An 18914-nucleotide genomic window follows, 5' to 3' on the forward strand; every position below is an offset into this window, starting at 1 on the left:
TACGAGATCCAGGTCCCGACCGAGGACGTGCTGGAGACGAAGAACGGCCAGGCCAAGCGCGTGAACCGCGTGCGCGTGCCCGGCTACGTGCTCTGCCGCATGGACCTGAACGAGGACACCTGGTCGGTCGTGCGCCACACGCCCGGCGTGACCGGCTTCGTGGGCAACGCCCACAACCCGGCCCCGCTGCGCTTCGACGAGGCGTTCACGATGCTCAAGCCCATCGCCGACGAGCAGCTCGCCGAGCAGCAGAAGGCGGCGCCCTCGCAGCAGCCCAACCAGGTCACGGTCGAGGTCGACTTCGAGGTCGGCGAGACCATCACGATCACCGAGGGCTCGTTCGCGGGCTTCCCCGGCACCATCAGCGAGATCCAGCCGGCGAGCCGCAAGCTCACCGTGCTCGTCAGCCTGTTCGAGCGCGAGACTCCGGTCGAGCTCGGCTTCGGCCAGGTCAGCAAGCTCTAGTCCCTCTCAAGAGGGCTGGATGCGGTCCCGGGCCCCGAGCGTGCCCGCGCGACCGCGACACATCAAGAAGGAAGAGACATGGCACCCAAGAAGAAGGTCACGGGTCTGATCAAGCTGCAGATCCAGGCCGGCGCCGCCAACCCCGCCCCGCCGGTCGGTCCGGCGCTCGGTCAGCACGGCGTCAACATCATGGAGTTCTGCAAGGCGTACAACGCCGCGACGGAGAACCAGCGCGGCAACGTCATCCCGGTCGAGATCACCGTCTACGAGGACCGCTCGTTCGACTTCGTGCTCAAGACCCCGCCGGCCGCAGAGCTCATCAAGAAGGCCGCTGGCGTCAAGAAGGGCTCCGGCGTCCCGCACACCACGAAGGTGGGCAAGCTGACGATGGCGCAGGTCGAGGAGATCGCGCAGCAGAAGCTCGTCGACCTCAACGCGAACGACATCGAGGGCGCGAAGAAGATCGTCGCCGGCACCGCCCGATCCATGGGCATCACCGTCGAGGGCTGACCTCGGCATCCGAGCCGCTCGGCTCATCAGTGGGAGCGCCGGCCAGGCGCGCACCGCGAACTCTGATCTAGGAGATCCACATGGCACAGAAGTCCAAGGCCTACCGGGCCGCAGCCGAGAAGATCGAGGCTGGCAAGCAGTACACCCCCGCCGAGGCCGTCGCGCTCGCTCGCGAGACCGGCTCGGCCAAGACCGACTCGACCGTCGAGGTGGCGCTCAAGCTCGGCGTCGACCCGCGCAAGGCTGACCAGATGGTCCGCGGTACCGTTTCTCTTCCTCACGGCACCGGCAAGACCGCTCGCGTCATCGTCTTCGCGCAGGGCCCGGCCGCTGAGGCCGCCATCGCCGCCGGCGCCGACGAGGTCGGCTCCGACGAGCTCATCGAGAAGGTCGCGGGCGGCTGGACGCAGTTCGACGCCGCCGTCGCGAGCCCCGAGCTCATGGGCAAGGTCGGCCGACTCGGCAAGGTGCTCGGCCCCCGCGGCCTCATGCCGAACCCGAAGACCGGCACGGTCACCCCGAACGTCGCGCAGGCCGTGACGGACATCAAGGGCGGCCGCATCGAGTTCCGCGTCGACAAGCACGCCAACGTGCACTTCATCGTCGGCAAGGCCTCGTTCTCGGAGGAGCAGCTCAACGACAACATCACTGCAGCGCTCGAGGAGGTCGTCCGCCTGAAGCCGTCGTCCTCCAAGGGCCGCTACATCCAGAAGGCCACGGTCTCGACGACCTTCGGCCCCGGCATCCCGGTGGACGTCACGTCCATCTGAGATGCGTCTCGCGCGAGAGCCCCGCTTCGGCGGGGCTCTCGTCGTATCCCGGCGCGCGGGACGCGCGCCGGCGCTGGCGTCGCGGCGGAGGCGCGAAAGCGCCTCCGCTTCCAGCTCCAGCGCGCGCTTCGGCGGGGCTCTCGTCGTATCCCGGCGCGCGGGACGCGCGCCGGCGCTGGCGTCGCGGCGGAGGCGCGAAAGCGCCTCCGCTTCCAGCTCCAGCGCGCGCTTCGGCGGGGCTCTCGTCGTATCCCGGCGCGCGCTTCGCCGGGGCTCGTCCTGCATCCGGCACCGTCGTCACGCAATCGTGACCGCGCCGTGACATCGTTCGCGCTCTCCAGCGGCTAGGTTGGCCCTACGCATGCTCACGGCAGAGCCGCGAGCACTGCGATCAGTCCCTTCCACGAAAGGTCCAAGATCGTGAATCGATCCGCAAAGCGGCGCCTCCTCGCAGGCCTCGCGGGCGGCGCGGCGATGACGCTCGCGCTCACCGGCTGCGTGCAGTCCCAGCGCGACTCCGGCACCGACGACAGCGCTGCCCCCGAAAGCGACGTCAACTCGACGTTCATCTTCGGCGCCTCCGCCGATCCGTCGGGCCTCGACCCCGCATTCGCCTCCGACGGCGAGACGTTCCGCATCTCCCGCCAGATCTTCGAGGGCCTCGTCGGTGTCGAGCCCGGCACGGCCGACCCCGCGCCGCTGCTCGCGACCGACTGGGAGTCGAACGAGGAGGGCACCTCTTACACGTTCGACCTGCAGGAAGGCGTCACCTTCCACGACGGCACCGAGTTCAACGCCGAGGCCGTCTGCGCCAACTTCGACCGCTGGTACAACTGGACCGGCCTCACGGCGACCGAGAGCCTCTCGTACTACTACGGCTCGCTCTACGGCGGGTTCGCCGGCGACGAGAACGCGCTCTACGAGTCGTGCTCGGCCGACGACGAGCTGACGGCGACCGTCAACCTCACCCGCCCGTTCTCGGGCTTCATCGCCTCGCTCTCGCTGCCCGCCTTCGCGATGCAGAGCCCGACGGCGCTCGAGGAGTACGGCGCCGATGACGTCGGCGGCTCGGAGGAGGCGCCCGAGTACAGCGAGTACGGCGAGGCCCACCCGACCGGCACCGGCCCGTTCGTGTTCGAGTCCTGGTCGCCCGGCAGCGAGGTCGTCCTGCAGGCGAACCCCGACTACTGGGGCGAGCAGGGACAGGTGCAGGAGATCGTCTTCCGCGTGATCGACGACCCGACCGCTCGCCGCCAGGCGCTCGAGTCAGGCGACATCGACGGCTACGACCTCGTCGCTCCCGCCGACACCGCGGCGCTCGACGAGGCCGGCTTCAACGTCATGCAGCGCGACCCGTTCACGATCCTCTACCTCGGCTTCAACCAGCAGATCCCCGAGCTGCAGGACATCCGGGTGCGCCAGGCGATCGCCCACGCGATCGACCGCGAGGCGCTCGTGACGCAGGTGCTCCCCGAGGGCACCGAGGTCGCGTCGCAGTTCATCCCGCCGGTCGTCAACGGCTACAACGAGGACGTCACCGACTACGAGTACGACCCGGCGCGTGCGCAGGAGCTGCTCGCGGAGGCCGGCTTCGCCGATGGCCTCTCGCTGCAGTTCAACTACCCGGTCAACGTCTCGCGCCCGTACATGCCCAACCCCGAGCAGATCTTCACGGCGCTGTCGTCGCAGCTCGAGGCGGTCGGCATCACGGTCGAGCCCGTCGCCGACGAGTGGACGGACTACCTCGACCGCATGCGCGGCACGGCCGACCACGGCATCCACCTGCTCGGCTGGACCGGTGACTACAACGACACCGACAACTTCGTCGGCGTCTTCTTCAACGGCTACTCCAACGAGTGGGGCTTCGAGAACGCCGAGCTGTTCGGCGCGCTGACCGAGGCGCGGCAGATCCCGCAGCCGGAGGACGCGACCGAGGCCTACCAGGAGATCAACGAGCAGATCGCCCAGTTCGTGCCGGGCGTCCCGCTCGCCCACCCGGCGCCGTCGCTCGCGTTCGCCGAGCGCGTGACCTCCTACCCGGCCAGCCCCGTCAACGACGAGGTGTTCAACATGATCGAGCTGAGCGAGTAGCCTCGATCGGTCCACCCCGGATGCCGCGGGCCCTCACCGGTCCGCGGCATCCGGCACGAACGGCCCACCCGCGCGGCCCGCCACGACGGACGACCAGGAGACCTCCACGTGCTGAGAACCATCGGCAAGCGACTGCTGCTGCTGATCCCGACCCTGTTCGGGCTGACCGTGCTGCTGTTCTTCTGGGTGCGCGCGCTGCCCGGCGGGCCCGCGGCCGCGCTGCTCGGCGAGCGCGCGACGCCCGAGGCGATCGAGCGCATCAACGAGGCCTACGGCTTCAACCGGCCGCTGCCGGAGCAGTACATCACCTGGCTCGGGCGCCTGCTGCAGGGCGACTTCGGCAACTCGATCGAGACCCGCCGCCCGGTGCTGGAGGAGTTCGCGAACCGCTTCCCCGCGACCGTCGAGCTCGCGGTCATGGCGCTCATCATCGCGGTCGGCATCGGCATCCCGCTCGGCTACTGGGCCGCTCGCCACCACGGCCGCTTCATCGACCACATCTCCGTCGCCGGCAGCCTCGTCGGCATCACCATCCCGGTGTTCTTCCTCGCGTTCATCCTCAAGTGGATCTTCGCCGTCCAGCTCGGCTGGCTGCCGTCGACCGGGCGCCAGGACAGGGGAGTGGATGCGACGCACGTGACGGGCTTCTACGTGCTGGACGGGCTCCTCACGGGCGAGCTCGACGCATCCCTCAACGCCATCGTGCACCTGCTGCTGCCGGCGATCGCGCTCGCGACCATCCCGCTCGCGATCATCGTGCGCATCACGCGCGCATCCGTGCTCGAGGTCGTCAACGCCGACTACGTGCGCACGGGCCGCGCGAAGGGCATCGCGCAGTCGACGATCCGCAACCGCTTCGTGCTGCGCAACGCGATGCTGCCGGTCGTCACGACGATCGGCCTGCAGGCCGGCCTGCTCATCTCCGGCGCGGTGCTCACCGAGACGGTGTTCGCCTTCCCCGGCATCGGCGCCTTCCTCGCCGGCGCGATCTTCGCGCGCGACTTCCCGGTGCTGCAGGGCTTCGTGCTCTTCATCGCCCTCTCGTACGCGCTCATCAACCTGCTCGTCGACATCTCCTACTCGTTCATCGACCCGAGGGTGAGGATCCAGTGAGCGCCGCAGAAGCCATCCCGACCCTCCCCACGCCCGAGGGCGGCGACCAGACCCACGCGCTCCGCAGCGGCAGCTTCTGGGGCGACGTCTTCCGCCGGGTGCGCAAGAACCCGGCCGCGTGGGTCGGCGCCGTCGTCGTGCTCGCGTTCATCCTCGTGGCGGTGCTCGCGCCGCTGCTCGCGCCCTACCCGGAGCTCGCGACGCCCGGGCGCGAGTACCTGCGCCCGACGTCGCTGCCGGGCATCGGCGAGATCCCGGAGTTCCCCCTCGGCATCGACCGCTTCGGCGGCGACGTCGTCTCGAAGCTCATCTGGGGCGCGCAGGCGTCGCTCATCATCGGCGTCGTCTCGACGTTCTTCGGCCTCGTCGGCGGCATGGTGCTCGGCGCGATCGCCGGCGCGTTCGGCGGATGGGTCGACACCCTCATCATGCGGATCGTCGACATCCTGCTCTCGGTGCCGCACCTCCTGCTCGCGGTCTCGATCGCGGCGATCCTCGGCCGCACGCCGCTCGCGGTGATGATCGCCATCGGCGTCGCGCAGATCCCGATCTTCGCGCGCCTGCTGCGCTCGTCGATGCTGCAGCAGCGGGAGTCGGACTACGTGCTGGCCGCGCGCACGCTCGGCCTCGGCACGGGCCGCGTCACGATGTCGCACCTGCTGCCGAACTCGGTCGGGCCGGTGATCGTGCAGGCGACGCTCACGCTCGCGACGGCGGTCATCGACGCCGCCGCCCTGTCGTTCCTCGGCCTCGGCGGCGGGCGGCCGGAGACGGCCGAGTGGGGCCGCATGCTCACCTACGCGCAAGCGGAGCTCGCGATCGCGCCGCAGCTCGCGTTCCTGCCCGGCATCTGCATCATGATCACCGCGCTCGGCTTCACGCTGCTCGGCGAGGCGCTGCGCGAGGCGATGGACCCCCGCACGCGGAAGCGCTAGCGCCGTTCACGCGTCGGTCGTCTCGATACGGCCCTGCGGGCCTACTCGACGAGCGGGGAACGCTTACCCGGCGGATCGGAACCGACCGGTGCGGCGTCGTCTCGATACGGCCCTGCGGGCCTACTCGACGCGCGGGGTGGGCGCAGCCGGCGCCTCGAGACCGCGCTCCGGCGGAGCGTCTCGATACGGCCCTGCGGGCCTACTCGATGAGCGGAGGTTGGGCCTGCTCGACGAGCGGGCGAGCGGCGTCAGCTCGCGATCTTCAGCTCGTTGCCCGGGATCGAGGCGAGCAGCTTCCGCGTGTACGGGTCGCGCGGGTTCGTGAAGATCTCCTCGCTCGTCGCCGCCTCGACGAGCCTGCCGTTCTGCATGACGGCGACGTAGTCGCTGATGAGCCGGACGACGGCGAGGTCGTGCGAGATGAAGAGGTAGCTGAGGCCGAGCTCTCGCTGCAGGTCGCCGAGCAGCCGCAGGATCTGGTCCTGCACGAGCACGTCGAGCGCCGAGACGGGCTCGTCGCAGACGATCACGTCGGGGGAGAGGGCGAGGGCTCGCGCGATCGCGACGCGCTGCCGCTGGCCGCCCGAGAGCTCCGAGGGGTAGCGGCGCGCCATGTCGGTCGGCAGCGCCACCTGGTCGAGCAGCTCGCGCACGCGCTGCTCCCGCTCGCGCTTCGAGCCCTTGCCGTAGAACGACAGCGGCTCCTCGATGATCCGCTCGATCGTGAACATCGGGTTGAGCGACGAGTACGGGTCCTGGAAGACCGGCTGCACGCGCTGCCGGAACTGCTTCTGCTCCTCGCGCGAGAGCGCGAAGACGTCCTTGCCCTCGAAGCGGATCGTGCCGCTCGTCGGCTCGAAGGCCTTCAGCAGCATCCGCGCGGTCGTCGTCTTCCCCGAGCCGGACTCGCCGACGATCGAGACGGTCTTGCCGCGCGGCACCGAGAGCGACACGTCGTCGACGGCCTTGAACGGCTCGCGCCGGCCGCGCACGTGGAACTCCTTCGTCACGTTCTCGAACTCGACGATGACGTCGGGCGTGCCCGACGCATCCGCCCCGCCGTGCGCGATCAGGTCCTCGGGGCGCAGGCGCGCCATCGCGACCGACGGCGCCGCCTTGACGAGGGACTGCGTGTAGGGGTGCTGGGGCGACTCGAGGATCTGCCGCGCGGGGCCCTGCTCGACGACGCGTCCGCGGTGCATGACGACGACGCGCTGCGCGCGCTCCGCCGCGAGGCCGAGGTCGTGCGTGATGAGCAGCACGGCGGTGCCGAGCTCCTGCGTCATCTGGCCGATCTGGTCGAGGATCGTGCGCTGCACCGTGACGTCGAGGGCGCTCGTGGGCTCGTCGGCGATGAGCAGCGCCGGCCGGCACGCGAGGCCGATCGCGATGAGCGCGCGCTGGCGCATGCCGCCCGAGAACTCGTGCGGGTAGGACTTCGCGCGCTCGGCGGCATCGGGGAGCCCCGCGGCCTCGAGCGTCTCGACGACCTTCCGGTCGACGTCCTTGCGATCGGCGAGGCCGTGCGCGAGCAGCGTCTCGGCGACCTGCGAGCCGATGCGGGCGACCGGGTTGAGGTTCGACATCGGATCCTGCGGCACGAGGCCGATGCGACGACCGCGGATGCTGCGCATCGTCGACTCGCTCGCGCCCACGAGCTCCTCGCCGTCGAGCTTGATGCTGCCGGCGCTCACGCGGCCGTTGCCCTGCAGCAGGCCGATGATCGCCATCGCGGTCGTCGACTTGCCGGAGCCCGACTCGCCGACGATCGCGAGCGTCTCGCCCGCCGCGAGCGACAGGCTCGCCTCATGCACGGCCGTGACCGTGCCGTCCTGGGTCGTGAACTCCACCTTGAGGCCCGAGACCTCCAGCAGCGGCTTCTTCGCGTCGCTCATCCGACCATCTTGCACTGTCGCGGGCCGGTTCGCGGATCAGCGCACCTTGAGCACGAGCTTGCCGCGCACGTGCCCGCCCTGCAGCTCGGCGAGCGCCTCGTGCACGCGCTCGAGCGGGTAGGCGTGCTGCACCTCGACGCGCACGTCGCCGGCGTCGATCAGGCGCCCGATGATGCCGAGGTTGGAGCCGTCCGACTCGACCTTGACCGACGAGGCGCGCAGGCCCCGCTCGGCCGCGGCCGCGGCGTACTCGGGCCACGAGCCGGTCGGCACGTTGAGGTAGAGCCCGCCGTGCTTGAGCACGTCGAGCGAGCGGGTGCCGGTGTCGTCGGCGACGTTGCCGATGAGGTCGACGACGACGTCGACCTTCTGCAGCGCGTCCTCGAACCGGGCCTGCGTATAGTCGACGACCTCGTCGGCGCCGAGGGAGCGCGCGAAGTCGACGTTGCGCGTCGAGACGGTCGTCGCGACCGTCGCGCCGAAGTACTTCGCGAACTGCACGGCGAAGTGGCCGACGCCGCCCGCCCCCGCGTGGATGAGGATGCGCTGCCCCGCGCGCGCCTTCGCGATGCGCACGACCGCGTCCCACGCGGTGAGCGCCGCGCACGGCACCGCCGCGGCCTCCTCGAAGCTGAGCGACTCGGGCTTCGGCGCGAGCGCGAGGCTCGGCACGACGACCTGCTCGGCGTAGGTGCCGCGCGTGCGCCAGTGGTTCGCGATGCCGTAGACGGCGTCGCCCGGCTGCAGGTCGTGCGCCTCGTAGGGCGCCTCGGCGACGGTGCCCGCGACGTCGCCGCCCGGCACCCACGGCAGCAGCGGCTCGACCGCCTTCGCCGCGCCCTTGCCGAGCACGGTCTTGAAGTCGATCGGGTTCATGCCCGCGGCGTGCACGTCGACGATCACCTCGGTGCCCAGCCCCCGCGGCGCATCCACCTCGCCGATCTCCACGCCGTCGGTCGGGCCGAACTCCCGCACCAGCACTGCTCGCATGACTGCCCCCTCCAGGTCGCCTCGACGGTACTCCACCCGTATGACGAGCGGATGTCCGGATGACGTCGGGTGACGGCGCTACAGTCGGGACCGTGCCGCCGCACCGCCGCTTGGACGCCGTCGTCGCGACGCTCGCCGTCGCGAGCCTCGTCGCGGGCGCCGTCGTGATCGGCGACGCGCGCGCGATGTACGAGCGCTTCCTCTACATCTCCGAGCTCGGCGCGCAGTACATGCACTCGGCTGGGCAGTTCCAGATCGGCTTCGGGCTCGTGGTCGCCGGGATCCTGCTCGTCGCGGTCGTGGTGCGCGACGTGCGCACGCGGCTCCCGGTGCTGCGGCGCTGGGCGCCGGCCGCCTCGCTCGTCGTCGCGGGCGCGCTGTTCGGCTTCGCGGCGGCCGTGCCGTGCTCGCCGGGCTGCCCGACGCTGCTCGGGCCAGATGCGGAGCTGCGCGACTGGGCGCACATCGTCGCCGCCGTGCTCGCCTTCGCGGCCGGCTGCACCGCGATGCTGCAGTTCGCGACCGCCGACGACCGCTGGGTCGCGCGCCTCTCGATCGCCGGCGGGCTCGCCGTCGGCATCATCGCCGCGACCGGCGGCCTCATCTCGCTCGCGGGCGGCAACACCGACGTCGGCTCGACGCTCGAGTTCGTCGCGGCGGGCATCGGCGTGCTGTGGCTCGTCGCGGTGGCGATCGTGCACTCCCTGCCCGCCAGGCGGGCGGATGCGTCGGGCTCGCCCGCGCGGACGCCCGTCGGCACCGGGCAGGCAAGGGCGGCGCTGCGCCTCGGCGAGCTCGCGCGCGACTGAGCCATCACCGGATGCCGACGAGGAAGCTCCCGAGCTGCTCGCGGAACCACGCGAACATCGCGGCCTCGCCGTCGTCGCGCGCGGGCGAGACGAGCATGCGCGCGCCGAGCTCGTCGCGCCAGGCCTCGGCGACGTGCAGCGGATGCACGGGATCGCGCTCGCTCGCGAGCACGACCGTCGGGGCCGGGATGCGCAGCTCACCCGGGCGGTAGGCGGCGTTCCGCGGGATCTCGAGCAGGCGGATGCGCCGCTCGGCGGCGAGCGGCTGGGTGAGCTGCGCCTCGAGGCCGCGCGCGTGGGCGAGCGACTCGTGCGCGATCGCGCGCCACGCGCCGGAGCGGTGCAGCTCGGCGAGCGCCCGCCGGGGCCGGTGCGACTCGAGCAACCGCCCGATGACGGGGAAGACCGCGAGGTTGGCGGGCAGCGGCTCGTGCGTGAACGCGGGCCGCACGAGCGCCACCCGGTCGAGCGGGAAGCGGCCGGAGCGCGCGATGCTCGCGGCGAGCGCCGCGCCGAGCGAGACGCCGACGATCGACACGGGCGAGCCGTCGCCGGCACGCGCGAGCTCGTCGCCCACCTCGGCGGCGAGCGCTTCGAGCGCGAAGTCGCCCGGCTCGCCGATGCGCGGGTTCGCCCCGTGCGCCCGCAGGTCGGGCGCCAGCACGCGCACGCCGGGCGGCACGGCGCCCGCGAGGTAGTCGCGCATCGCGCTCGAGTCCGACCCGAGCCCGTGGATCGCGAGGAGCATCAGCGCGCGAGCAGCATCAGCGCGCCAGCAGCTGCAGCAGCTGGTCGGCGCGGTCGACGAGCATCGCGATCTCGTCCTCGTCGCGCTCGACCCACTGGTGGCGCGGCGGCCCGACGGGCACGAAGTCGACGTGCTGCTCCCACACGAAGAGCGTGCGCTCGGCGCCGAGCACGTACTGCTGCCACCAGATCTGCCGCAGGTAGCTCTTCGGGATCTTCTCGAACGGCCGCGAGGTCGTCTTGATCTCGGCGAGCACCGAGCCGTCGTCGCTCACGCAATCGGGAGTCGCGAGGTGGCGGCGGTCCGGCGCGGCGTGGAAGAGCGCATCCGAGGGCAGGAGCGAGAAGTGGTCGTGCACCCAGCGCGCGATGTGCGGCTCGCGAGCCCGGCCGTGGTCGGTGAACGCGTTGCCGCTGAAGCCGCGCAGGCTCGTCTTCTCGCGCGCGACGGCCGTGATCGAGCGCTGGGTGCTGAGCCGCGCGGCGTCGGTCGCGGTCACGCCGCCCGAGCGGGCGCGGAGCCACGCGATGCGGTCGCTCGAGTAGGCGAGGATGCGGCTCGTGTGCGACGCGAGGCGGGCCTCGTCGCCGAAGATGTCGAGCTGCAGGTCCACCCCTCCATCCTCCCACTCCGCGCCCCGCCGGCCGACCAGCGCGCCGCCGTGGTGGGATGTCGGCATGGGCTACCACGACCTCGACGAGGCGATGCAGGTCGAGGCGCTGCGCCCGGCCGCGCTCGCCGCCGCCGACGCCTTCGGGCTCGCGGTGGCGCGCATGGAGCCCGTGCTGCACGGCTACAACACCACCTTCGCGATCGACGACGAGCGCGGCCGCCGCTTCGCGCTGCGCATCGGCACGAACTCGCACAGCACGCCGGAGCACGCAGCGGCGCAGCAGGCGTGGCTCGCCGACCTCGCCGAGCGCACCGACGTGCTCGTGCCCGAGCCGCTGCGCGCGCTCGACGGGCGCTGGTCGGTCGAGGTCGACTCGCCCGTGCTGGACCGCAGCGTGCTCGTGACGATCGCGTCGTGGCTCGAGGGCCAGGATGCGCGCGAGCTCGACGAGGAGTCGGCTCGAGCGCTCGGGCGCACGATGGCCAGGCTGCACGAGCACGCCGAGCGCTGGCGCCCGCCCGAGGGCTCGAGCCTGCCGCGGCTCGACGCGCCGCTCTTCGGCGACGCCGACCTGCTCTCGGATGCGCCGGGGCTCGAGCCCCGCGAGCGATCCGTGCTCGCGGAGGCCGCCGAGCGCGCGGCCGACGCGTTCGAGCGGCTGCACCGCGGCGCCGAGCTCCGCGCCATCCACGCCGATCTCCACGGCGGCAACCTCAAGTGGCACGGCGGGCGGCTCGCGGTCTTCGACTTCGACGACTGCGGCTTCGGGCTGCCGGTGCTCGACCTCGCTATCTCGGCCTTCTACCTCCGCGGCGGCGACCCCGCGCCCGAGCGCGCGCTGCTGGCCGGCTACGCGGAGCGCGCGGCGCTCCCGGAGGCATCGGCCGCCGACTTCGAGGCGCTCGTCGCCGCGCGGCAGCTGCTGCTCGCGAACGCGCTGCTCAGCTCGTCGACCGCGAGCCTCCGCGCCCAGTCCCTGGGCTACGTGCGCACCTCGATCGGCCGCCTCGAGCACTGGCTCCGCACGGGCGCGTTCTCGCGCGTCGTGCCGTGACGACGGATGCGCCGAGCCGGGAAAGGAGACGCACAGGGAGCGCATAGGCTATGGGGCACCGATGCACAGGGGGATGTGGCGCAATGGGTGGCATGACCGACACCGCTCAGCAGAAGCTGCGGGCGCAGCCCCGCCTCACCCGCCAGGACGGCTCGCCCATCCGCATCGTGGTGGTCGACGACGAGCAGAGCCTCGCCGACCTCGTCGCGATGGGCCTCAAGTACGAGGGCTGGGACGTCAGGACCGCCGCGAACGGCCAGCAGGCCCTGCAGGCGGTGCGCGAGTTCCGCCCCGACGCCGTCGTGCTCGACATCATGCTCCCCGACATCGACGGGCTCACCGTGCTCCAGCGGCTCCGCTCGGCCGGCTTCGACGTGCCCGTGCTGTTCCTCACCGCGAAGGACTCGCTCGACGACCGCGTCGCAGGGCTCACCGCCGGCGGCGACGACTACGTCACGAAGCCGTTCGGCCTCGAGGAGGTCGTCGCGCGCCTCCGCGGCCTCATCCGCCGCACGGCGACGGCCGCCGAGGAGTCGAGCGTGCTCTGGGTCGGCGACCTCATGATGGACGAGGACTCCTACGAGGTGCGCCGCGGCGGCAAGCAGATCGACCTCACCGCGACCGAGTTCGAGCTGCTGCGCTACCTCATGCGCAACCCGCGCCGAGTGCTCTCGAAGGCGCAGATCCTCGACCGCGTCTGGTCGTACGACTTCGGCGGCCGCGCGAGCGTCGTCGAGCTCTACATCTCCTACCTCCGCAAGAAGATCGACACCCTCGGCCCGCCCATGATCCACACGGTGCGCGGCGTCGGCTACCAGCTGCGCGCCGCCGAGTGACGGAGGCCTGCTCGAGGTGAGCCAGTCGGCGCCCGCGTCCGTGGCTCAGCTGGGCAGACGCATCCAGAACCCGTCGTCGTGGTCGCTGCGACGGCGGCTGCTCGTCGTGGTCGTCGCGCTCTTCGCGCTGCTCACCGCGGCGGTCGCGATCGCGAGCGTCATGACGATGCGCGTCGTGCTCGAGACGCGCATCGACGAGCAGCTGCGCGAGTTCTCGGAGCGCACGAGCGTCTCGGTCGCGAGAGCGCTGTCGACCGGCGAGCGGCCGACCGTCGACCCGAGCGCGACGCCCACGGGTGCCCTGCTCGCGATCGAGGAGCAGTCGGGCCAGCTCGGCGACAACTTCATCATGAACCGGCTCGGGCAGCGCTTCGCGCTCTCGGAGCGCGATCAGCGGATGGTGCTCGAGGCTGAGACCGACGTCGTGACGAGCGCGACCCTGCCGAGCTACGGCTCCTACCGCACGGTCGCGACCCAGGTGGGGCAGGTGCGGGTGATCGTCGGGCTGTCGATGGCCGAGGCGAACCAGACGCTCGCCGCGCTCGCGTTCGTCATCGCGGTCGCGGCCGCGGCGGCGCTCGCGCTCGTGCTCGTGCTCGCCGACTCGATCATCCGCCGCGCCCTGCGTCCCCTCACCGCCGTCATCTCGACCGCCGAGCGCATCTCGCAGCTGCCGCTCGCGTCGGGCGACGCGCAGCTGACGAACCGCGTGCACATCGAGGACCCGGCCTCGGAGGTCGACCGGGTGCAGGAGTCGATGAACCGCATGCTCGCGCACATCCAGGAGGCGTTCGACGCGCGGGCGATGAGCGAGCGGCGCGTGCGGCAGTTCGTCGCGGATGCGTCGCACGAGCTGCGCACGCCGCTCGCGGCCGTGCGGGGCTACGCCGAGATCACGCGCAAGCACGACGGCGAGCTGCGGCCCGACAGCCGCGAATCCCTCGAGCGCATCGAGGCCGCGGCGCGCCGCATGCAGGCGCTCGTCGACGACCTGCTGCTGCTCGCGCGGCTCGACGAGGGCCGCGAGCTCGTCCGCGCCGAGGTCGACCTCTCGCTGCTCGTCGTCGAGGCCGTCGCCGACGCGCAGGCGGCCGGCCCCACGCATCCGATCTCGCTCATGCTCCCCGAGGAGCCGGTCGCCGTGCCCGGCGACGCCCTGCGGCTGCAGCAGGTCGTGGCGAACCTGCTCGCGAACGCCCGCGTGCACACCCCCGAGGGCACGGCGATCGACGTCACGCTCCGCACCGAGCCGGGGGAGGCGGTGCTCGAGGTCGTCGACGCCGGCCCGGGCATCCCGGAGGAGCAGCAGCGCACCGTCTTCGAGCGCTTCGCGCGCGGCGACCGCTCCCGCTCACGGGAGACCGGGTCGTCGGGGCTCGGGCTCGCGATCGTGCAGGCGCTCGTCGACGCGCACCAGGGCACGATCGCGCTCGAGAGCCGCCCTGGCCGCACGGCGTTCACGGTGCGGCTGCCGCGCATGGAGCCGGCCGATGCGGCGGGCTTGCGCGACGCATCCGTCGTGCCGTAGTCTGATCCCATACCAAAGACCGCTGGTCGTTGGCGCGTGCCCGCAAGGGCGTGCGGCAACCGAAGGCTCGCTCGAGGAGCGTCGTCCCGCGCAGGTGTGAAGTCCCGTCGAGGACCGAGCTCCGTGCGCGTGCGCCGGAGCTCATCTGCATGTTCGGGCCAGGGCAGCCAGCAATGACGCAAGGAGCACCATGGCGAACAAGGAAGCTGCGGTCGCCGAGCTCTCGAACCTCTTCGAGACCTCGAACGCCGTTCTGCTGACCGAGTACCGCGGTCTCACCGTCGGCCAGCTGAAGACGCTGCGCCGATCGATCAGTGAGCACGCGACGTACGCCGTGGTGAAGAACACGCTCACCAAGATCGCTGCCAACAAGGCTGGCATCGACGCGTTCGACGACTCGCTCGTCGGCCCGTCGGCGATCGCATTCGTGCACGGCGACCCGGTCGCCGTCGCGAAGGAGCTGCGTGCCTTCGCCAAGGCGAACCCGGCGCTCGTGGTCAAGAACGGATTCTTCGACGGGAACCCGCTCTCGACCGACGACGTCAACAAGCTCGCCGACCTCGAGTCGCGGGAGGTGCTGCTGGCCAAGCTGGCCGGTGCCTTCAAGGCCTCGCTGTTCGGCGCTGCGTACATGTTCAACGCCCCGCTCGCCCAGGCCGCTCGCGCGGTCGACGCGCTGCGGGTCAAGCAGGAGTCCGCGGCCGAGTAAGGCCCGGTCAGTTCCAGAAACAAGGAGAAGACGATGGCAAAGCTGTCGACTGAAGAGCTGCTCGAGCAGTTCAAGGAGCTCACCCTCATCGAGCTCAGCGAGTTCGTGAAGGCATTCGAGGAGACCTTCGAGGTCACCGCTGCGGCTCCCGTCGCGGTCGCCGCGGCCCCGGCCGCCGGTGGCGCGGGCGCCGAGGAGGAGGCCGAGGAGAAGGACTCGTTCGACGTCGTCCTCGAGGCTGCCGGCTCGGCGAAGATCCAGGTCATCAAGGTCGTCCGTGCGCTGACGTCGCTCGGCCTCGGCGAGGCCAAGGCGCTCGTCGACGGTGCTCCCTCGAACGTGCTCGAGGGCGCGAAGAAGGAGGACGCCGAGAAGGCGAAGGCCGACCTCGAGGAGGCCGGCGCGACGGTGACGCTCAAGTAGCGTTCCCCGCTCCAGCACGAAGGGCCGCATCCGCGAGGGTGCGGCCCTTCGTCATGCGCGGGATGCTCGCCGGGCGATCGGCGGCTCCGGCTCCCACCCGCCCGGCATCGGGCGGGTCGCCGCTCGGGCGCTCGCGGAGCACGGCATCACGACGCTCGAGCAGGCCGCGTCCCTGACGGAGGCGGCGCTGCTCGCCATGCACGGGGTCGGCCCGAAGGCGGTGCGCATCCTGCGCGTCGCGCTCGAGGCGCGGCGGATGCGCCTCCGCGGGTAGGCGGGCGTCAGGAGGCCCGTCGTGGCCAGTCCGCGACCGCCCGCAGCACGACGTCGACGAATGACTCGGCCACCACGACGACGTCCTCGTCGCACGCGTCGCAGCCGCAGATCGGTGCCGCGTCGGGCACGTCGCGACCGAGCTCGGCGGTGACGCCCGGGAAGTCGGTCCACGCAAGCCTGACGGCGGTAAGCCTTGGAGCGCCTCCGGCGCCCGCCGCCGCGCGGAGGGTGAGCGCGCGCAGCTCGCCGCGCTCGAGCGGGCGCTCCTCGACGCTGCACGCGCGCGTCGCGAGCACGTGCGCGACGAGCGCGTCCGCGACGTCGCGCAGCGGCGCGTAGCGCTCTTTGTGCGAGGCGACGCCGTAGGCATCCTCGGGCGGCGCCCCGAGGCCCCAGCGGGAGCCATAGGGGATCGGCCGGGCGTCGTCGCCGAGGATCTCGCGGCGCGCGATCGGCGGCAGCGCGAAGCGCTCGATCTCCACGGGCGCCCTCCCCTCGTCGCTCGCGAGCATGGCACAGCAGCTCGCGACGCCGCTCGGAGCGGGAGCTCGATCGGGCTGAGCGCTGCGCCGGCGCGCCGAGCGGCTCGATGGCGCGCTGCGCCCGATCGGTCTCCCGACCCGACCCGACCCGCAGGAAGCTCGATAGGGCTCAGCCGCGCGCCAGACGGCAGGGCAGCTCGGTGGCGGGCTGTGTCCGATCGAGCTGACCGCCGGGCGCGCTGCGCCGTCAGCGAGCGCCGATAGCGTTGGCTCCATGACCATGATGCGGGGCGGCGGCGGCCGCGTGGCGATGCGCGACGAGGCCGCCCAGCGAGCCGCGAACGCGAGCGCGCCCCGCGTGCCGAACCTGGGCCGACGCATCCTCGCCCTCTTCGCACCCCACCGCGGTCAGATCGCGCTCACGATCGCGCTCGTGCTCATCGTCGCGGCGATCGCCGTCTTCCCGCCGCTGCTGACGCAGCGGGTCTTCGACGAGGCGCTCTTCCCCGTCGACGGCTCCGGGCCCGACCTGCAGCTGCTCTGGGTGCTCGTCGGCGTCATGGTCGCGCTGTGGGTCTCGTCGAGCCTGCTCGGCATCTGGCAGACGCTCATCACCTCGAAGGTCGGCAACCGGGTGATGGGGCAGCTGCGCGTGTCGCTGTTCGACAAGCTGCAGAGCATGGAGCTCGCGTTCTTCACGCGCACGAAGACGGGCGTCATCCAGTCGCGCCTGCAGAACGACGTCGGGGGCGTCGCGAGCGTGCTCTCGAACACGGTCTCGTCGGTCGTCGGCAACACCGTCACCGTCATCGCGAGCCTCGTGACGATGCTCATCCTGTCGTGGCAGCTGACGGTCATGGCGGTGCTGCTCACCCCGGTGCTCGTGCTGCTGCAGCGCCGCGTCGGGCAGGTGCGCGCGCGCATCGCGACGCAGACGCAGGAGTCGCTGAGCGAGATGACCGCCATCACGCAGGAGGCGCTCTCGGTCTCGGGGATCCTGCTCGCGAAGGCGTTCGGCCGGCAGCGCGACGAGTCGCGGCGCTACCAGGACGAGAACGACCGCCAGGTGGGACTGCAGGTGCGCCTCACCATGAGCGGCCAGACCTTCTTCGCGCTCGTCTCGATCTTCATCTCGGTGCTGCCCGCGGTCGTCTACGTGCTCGCCGGCTACCTCATCGTCGGCGGCGACACCGGCATCACCGCCGGCACGCTCGTCGCCTTCACCACGGTGCAGTCGCGGCTCCTCATGCCGCTCATGGGGCTCCTGCGCGTCGGCCTCGACCTGCAGACCTCCGGCGCGCTCTTCGCCCGCATCTTCGAGTACCTCGACCTGCAGCCGGCGATCACGCCGCCCGCGACGCCGAAGCCGATCGAGCCCGCGCGGCTCGGCGAGGTCGAGTTCGACGACGTGCGCTTCCGCTACCCGGATGCGAAGGCCGACGAGCCGAACACGCTCGACGGCATCTCGTTCTCGCTCGAGCCCGGCACCTTCGCCGCGTTCGTCGGCCCCTCCGGCGCCGGCAAGACGACGATCGGCTACCTGCTGCCGCGCCTGCACGAGGTCACCGGGGGAGCGGTGCGCTTCGCCGGCACCGACGTGCGCGAGATCGACCCGGCGGTGCTCACCGACAACATCGGCATCGTGAGCCAGGAGCCCTACCTCTTCCACGCATCCATCGCCGAGAACCTCCGCTACGCCAAGCCCGACGCGACCGAGGAGGAGCTCGACGCCGCGACGCGCGCCGCGAGCATCTACGACACGATCCACCGCTTCCCCGACGGCTACGACACGATCGTCGGCGAGCGCGGCTACCGGCTCTCGGGCGGCGAGAAGCAGCGCATCGCGATCGCGCGCGTGCTGCTGAAGGACCCGGCGGTGCTCGTGCTCGACGAGGCGACGAGCGCGCTCGACACCGTCTCGGAGCGGGTCGTGCAGGCCGCGCTCGACGAGGCCGCGCGCGGCCGCACGACGCTCGCGATCGCGCACCGGCTCTCGACCATCCGGCACGCCGACGTCATCTTCGTCATCGACCGCGGGCGGATCGTCGAGCGGGGCACGCACGAGGCGCTGCTCGAGGCGGGCGGCACCTACGCGACGCTCTTCGCGCAGCAGTCGACGCACGCGTAGCCGGCGTCGGTGACGCCGCGCGCGACGGGTGCGCATCCGCGCGCGGGGTGGCGGCATTCCAGCACCCCCGCGGCGGGGGCGCACCCGCTGGTGCGGGGCCGGGCGCGTCTGGCGGATGCGGCTGACGGACGCATCAGGCGGATGCGTCGAGGTCGACCGCGTCTGGGTCCGGCAGGTCGGCGATCGCCTCCCGCCACCGCCGCTCGAGCTCGGCCATGTCGGCGGCGTAGTCCGCGTAGCGACAGCCGAGGCCGTTGGGCTTGAGCTCGATGCCCTCCTCCGCCCAGATCGGCCGCGCCGCGTCGTGGTGGTCGCCGCCGATGTCGCCCGCGTGCGACGTGATCCGCCACCACGGCACGCCGGAGCCGTAGTGCCGCATGATCGAGCCGACCTGCCGCGGGCCGATGCCGCAGATGGCGGCGATCGCGCCGTAGGAGGCGACGCGACCAGGCGGCACGAGCTCGACGCAGCGCAGCACTCGCTCGATGATGAGCTCGCGGCGGGCGTCCATGCGGCCATCCTGCCGCACCCCGACCCGC

20 protein-coding genes are annotated in these 18914 nt (G+C 71.8%); 14 read left to right on the forward strand and 6 right to left on the reverse strand.

The window, feature by feature from the left end; all coding sequences use genetic code 11:
• The 6 genes from nusG to L332_RS18760 form a co-directional block, all read left to right on the forward strand.
• Window positions 1-465: transcription termination/antitermination protein NusG (gene nusG / locus L332_RS0114815; protein WP_031223317.1), on the forward strand; the 465-nt coding region annotated here is incomplete at its 5' end.
• A 78-nt stretch (window positions 466-543) separates the two neighbouring features.
• Entirely contained in the window at window positions 544-975 is a 432-nt protein-coding gene (gene rplK / locus L332_RS18740; RefSeq protein WP_021009780.1) for a 50S ribosomal protein L11, read from the forward strand.
• An 80-nt stretch (window positions 976-1055) separates the two neighbouring features.
• A complete protein-coding gene (gene rplA / locus L332_RS18745; protein ID WP_021009781.1) occupies window positions 1056-1745 on the forward strand; it encodes a 50S ribosomal protein L1 in 690 nt (229 codons plus the stop codon).
• A 474-nt stretch (window positions 1746-2219) separates the two neighbouring features.
• The gene (locus tag L332_RS18750; RefSeq protein WP_021064901.1) at window positions 2220-3836 is read left to right on the forward strand and encodes an ABC transporter substrate-binding protein; all 1617 of its coding nucleotides are present in this window, start codon (window positions 2220-2222) and stop codon (window positions 3834-3836) included.
• Between the two features lie 108 nt (window positions 3837-3944).
• The gene (locus L332_RS18755; protein ID WP_021009783.1) at window positions 3945-4949 is read left to right on the forward strand and encodes an ABC transporter permease; all 1005 of its coding nucleotides are present in this window, start codon (window positions 3945-3947) and stop codon (window positions 4947-4949) included.
• 14 nt (window positions 4950-4963) lie between these two features.
• Window positions 4964-5884 carry an ABC transporter permease gene (locus tag L332_RS18760; protein WP_052588619.1) on the forward strand — a complete coding sequence of 307 codons (921 nt, stop codon included), beginning with the start codon at window positions 4964-4966 and terminating at the stop codon, window positions 5882-5884.
• Between the two features lie 248 nt (window positions 5885-6132).
• Here the strand turns inward: L332_RS18760 and L332_RS18765 are convergent, their stop codons facing one another.
• Together L332_RS18765 and L332_RS18770 are read right to left on the reverse strand one after the other, a co-directional pair.
• Window positions 6133-7779: an ABC transporter ATP-binding protein gene (locus L332_RS18765; protein ID WP_021009785.1), complete on the reverse strand. Its 1647-nt coding sequence runs from the start codon at window positions 7777-7779 to the stop codon at window positions 6133-6135.
• Between the two features lie 36 nt (window positions 7780-7815).
• Window positions 7816-8769: an NADP-dependent oxidoreductase gene (locus L332_RS18770; protein WP_021009786.1), complete on the reverse strand. Its 954-nt coding sequence runs from the start codon at window positions 8767-8769 to the stop codon at window positions 7816-7818.
• A gap of 92 nt (window positions 8770-8861) precedes the next feature.
• On the opposite strand from L332_RS18770, the gene L332_RS0114820 reads away from it, so the two are divergent.
• Window positions 8862-9578, forward strand: a complete 717-nt coding sequence (locus tag L332_RS0114820; RefSeq protein ID WP_021009787.1) for a DUF998 domain-containing protein — start codon at window positions 8862-8864, stop codon at window positions 9576-9578.
• A 4-nt stretch (window positions 9579-9582) separates the two neighbouring features.
• Here L332_RS0114820 and L332_RS18775 read toward each other — a convergent pair whose 3' ends face one another.
• Both L332_RS18775 and L332_RS18780 read right to left on the reverse strand, forming a co-directional pair.
• Window positions 9583-10326 carry an alpha/beta fold hydrolase gene (locus L332_RS18775; RefSeq protein WP_021009788.1) on the reverse strand — a complete coding sequence of 248 codons (744 nt, stop codon included), beginning with the start codon at window positions 10324-10326 and terminating at the stop codon, window positions 9583-9585.
• Between the two features lie 16 nt (window positions 10327-10342).
• Entirely contained in the window at window positions 10343-10939 is a 597-nt protein-coding gene (locus L332_RS18780) for a YqaJ viral recombinase family protein (RefSeq protein WP_021009789.1), read from the reverse strand.
• 64 nt (window positions 10940-11003) lie between these two features.
• Between L332_RS18780 and L332_RS18785 the strand changes: the two genes are divergently transcribed.
• The 6 genes from L332_RS18785 (at window position 11004) to L332_RS29750 (ending at window position 15763) form a co-directional block, all read left to right on the forward strand.
• Window positions 11004-11993: a phosphotransferase enzyme family protein gene (locus L332_RS18785; protein WP_021009790.1), complete on the forward strand. Its 990-nt coding sequence runs from the start codon at window positions 11004-11006 to the stop codon at window positions 11991-11993.
• Between the two features lie 92 nt (window positions 11994-12085).
• Entirely contained in the window at window positions 12086-12829 is a 744-nt protein-coding gene (locus L332_RS18790; protein WP_031223321.1) for a response regulator transcription factor, read from the forward strand.
• Between the two features lie 40 nt (window positions 12830-12869).
• Entirely contained in the window at window positions 12870-14357 is a 1488-nt protein-coding gene (locus L332_RS18795; RefSeq protein ID WP_200860946.1) for a sensor histidine kinase, read from the forward strand.
• A 190-nt stretch (window positions 14358-14547) separates the two neighbouring features.
• Window positions 14548-15066, forward strand: a complete 519-nt coding sequence (gene rplJ, locus L332_RS18800) for a 50S ribosomal protein L10 (RefSeq protein WP_021009793.1) — start codon at window positions 14548-14550, stop codon at window positions 15064-15066.
• A 33-nt stretch (window positions 15067-15099) separates the two neighbouring features.
• Entirely contained in the window at window positions 15100-15489 is a 390-nt protein-coding gene (gene rplL / locus L332_RS18805) for a 50S ribosomal protein L7/L12 (protein ID WP_021009794.1), read from the forward strand.
• Window positions 15490-15595: 106 nt separating this feature from the next.
• On the forward strand, window positions 15596-15763 hold the full coding sequence (locus L332_RS29750) for a helix-hairpin-helix domain-containing protein (RefSeq protein WP_268743628.1): 168 nt from the start codon (window positions 15596-15598) through the stop codon (window positions 15761-15763).
• A gap of 7 nt (window positions 15764-15770) precedes the next feature.
• Here L332_RS29750 and L332_RS29295 read toward each other — a convergent pair whose 3' ends face one another.
• Entirely contained in the window at window positions 15771-16247 is a 477-nt protein-coding gene (locus tag L332_RS29295) for a DUF6226 family protein (RefSeq protein ID WP_144061011.1), read from the reverse strand.
• Window positions 16248-16521: 274 nt separating this feature from the next.
• Between L332_RS29295 and L332_RS18810 the strand changes: the two genes are divergently transcribed.
• Window positions 16522-18375 carry an ABC transporter ATP-binding protein gene (locus L332_RS18810; RefSeq protein ID WP_021064904.1) on the forward strand — a complete coding sequence of 618 codons (1854 nt, stop codon included), beginning with the start codon at window positions 16522-16524 and terminating at the stop codon, window positions 18373-18375.
• Between the two features lie 133 nt (window positions 18376-18508).
• On the opposite strand, the gene L332_RS18815 is transcribed toward L332_RS18810, so the two are convergent.
• Window positions 18509-18886 (reverse strand): MGMT family protein, encoded by a 378-nt coding sequence (locus L332_RS18815; protein WP_021009797.1) that lies wholly within the window; start codon window positions 18884-18886, stop codon window positions 18509-18511.
• Window positions 18887-18914 lie beyond the last annotated feature (28 nt).

Source organism: Agrococcus pavilionensis RW1 (assembly GCF_000400485.1).
Classification (GTDB): domain Bacteria; phylum Actinomycetota; class Actinomycetes; order Actinomycetales; family Microbacteriaceae; genus Agrococcus; species Agrococcus pavilionensis.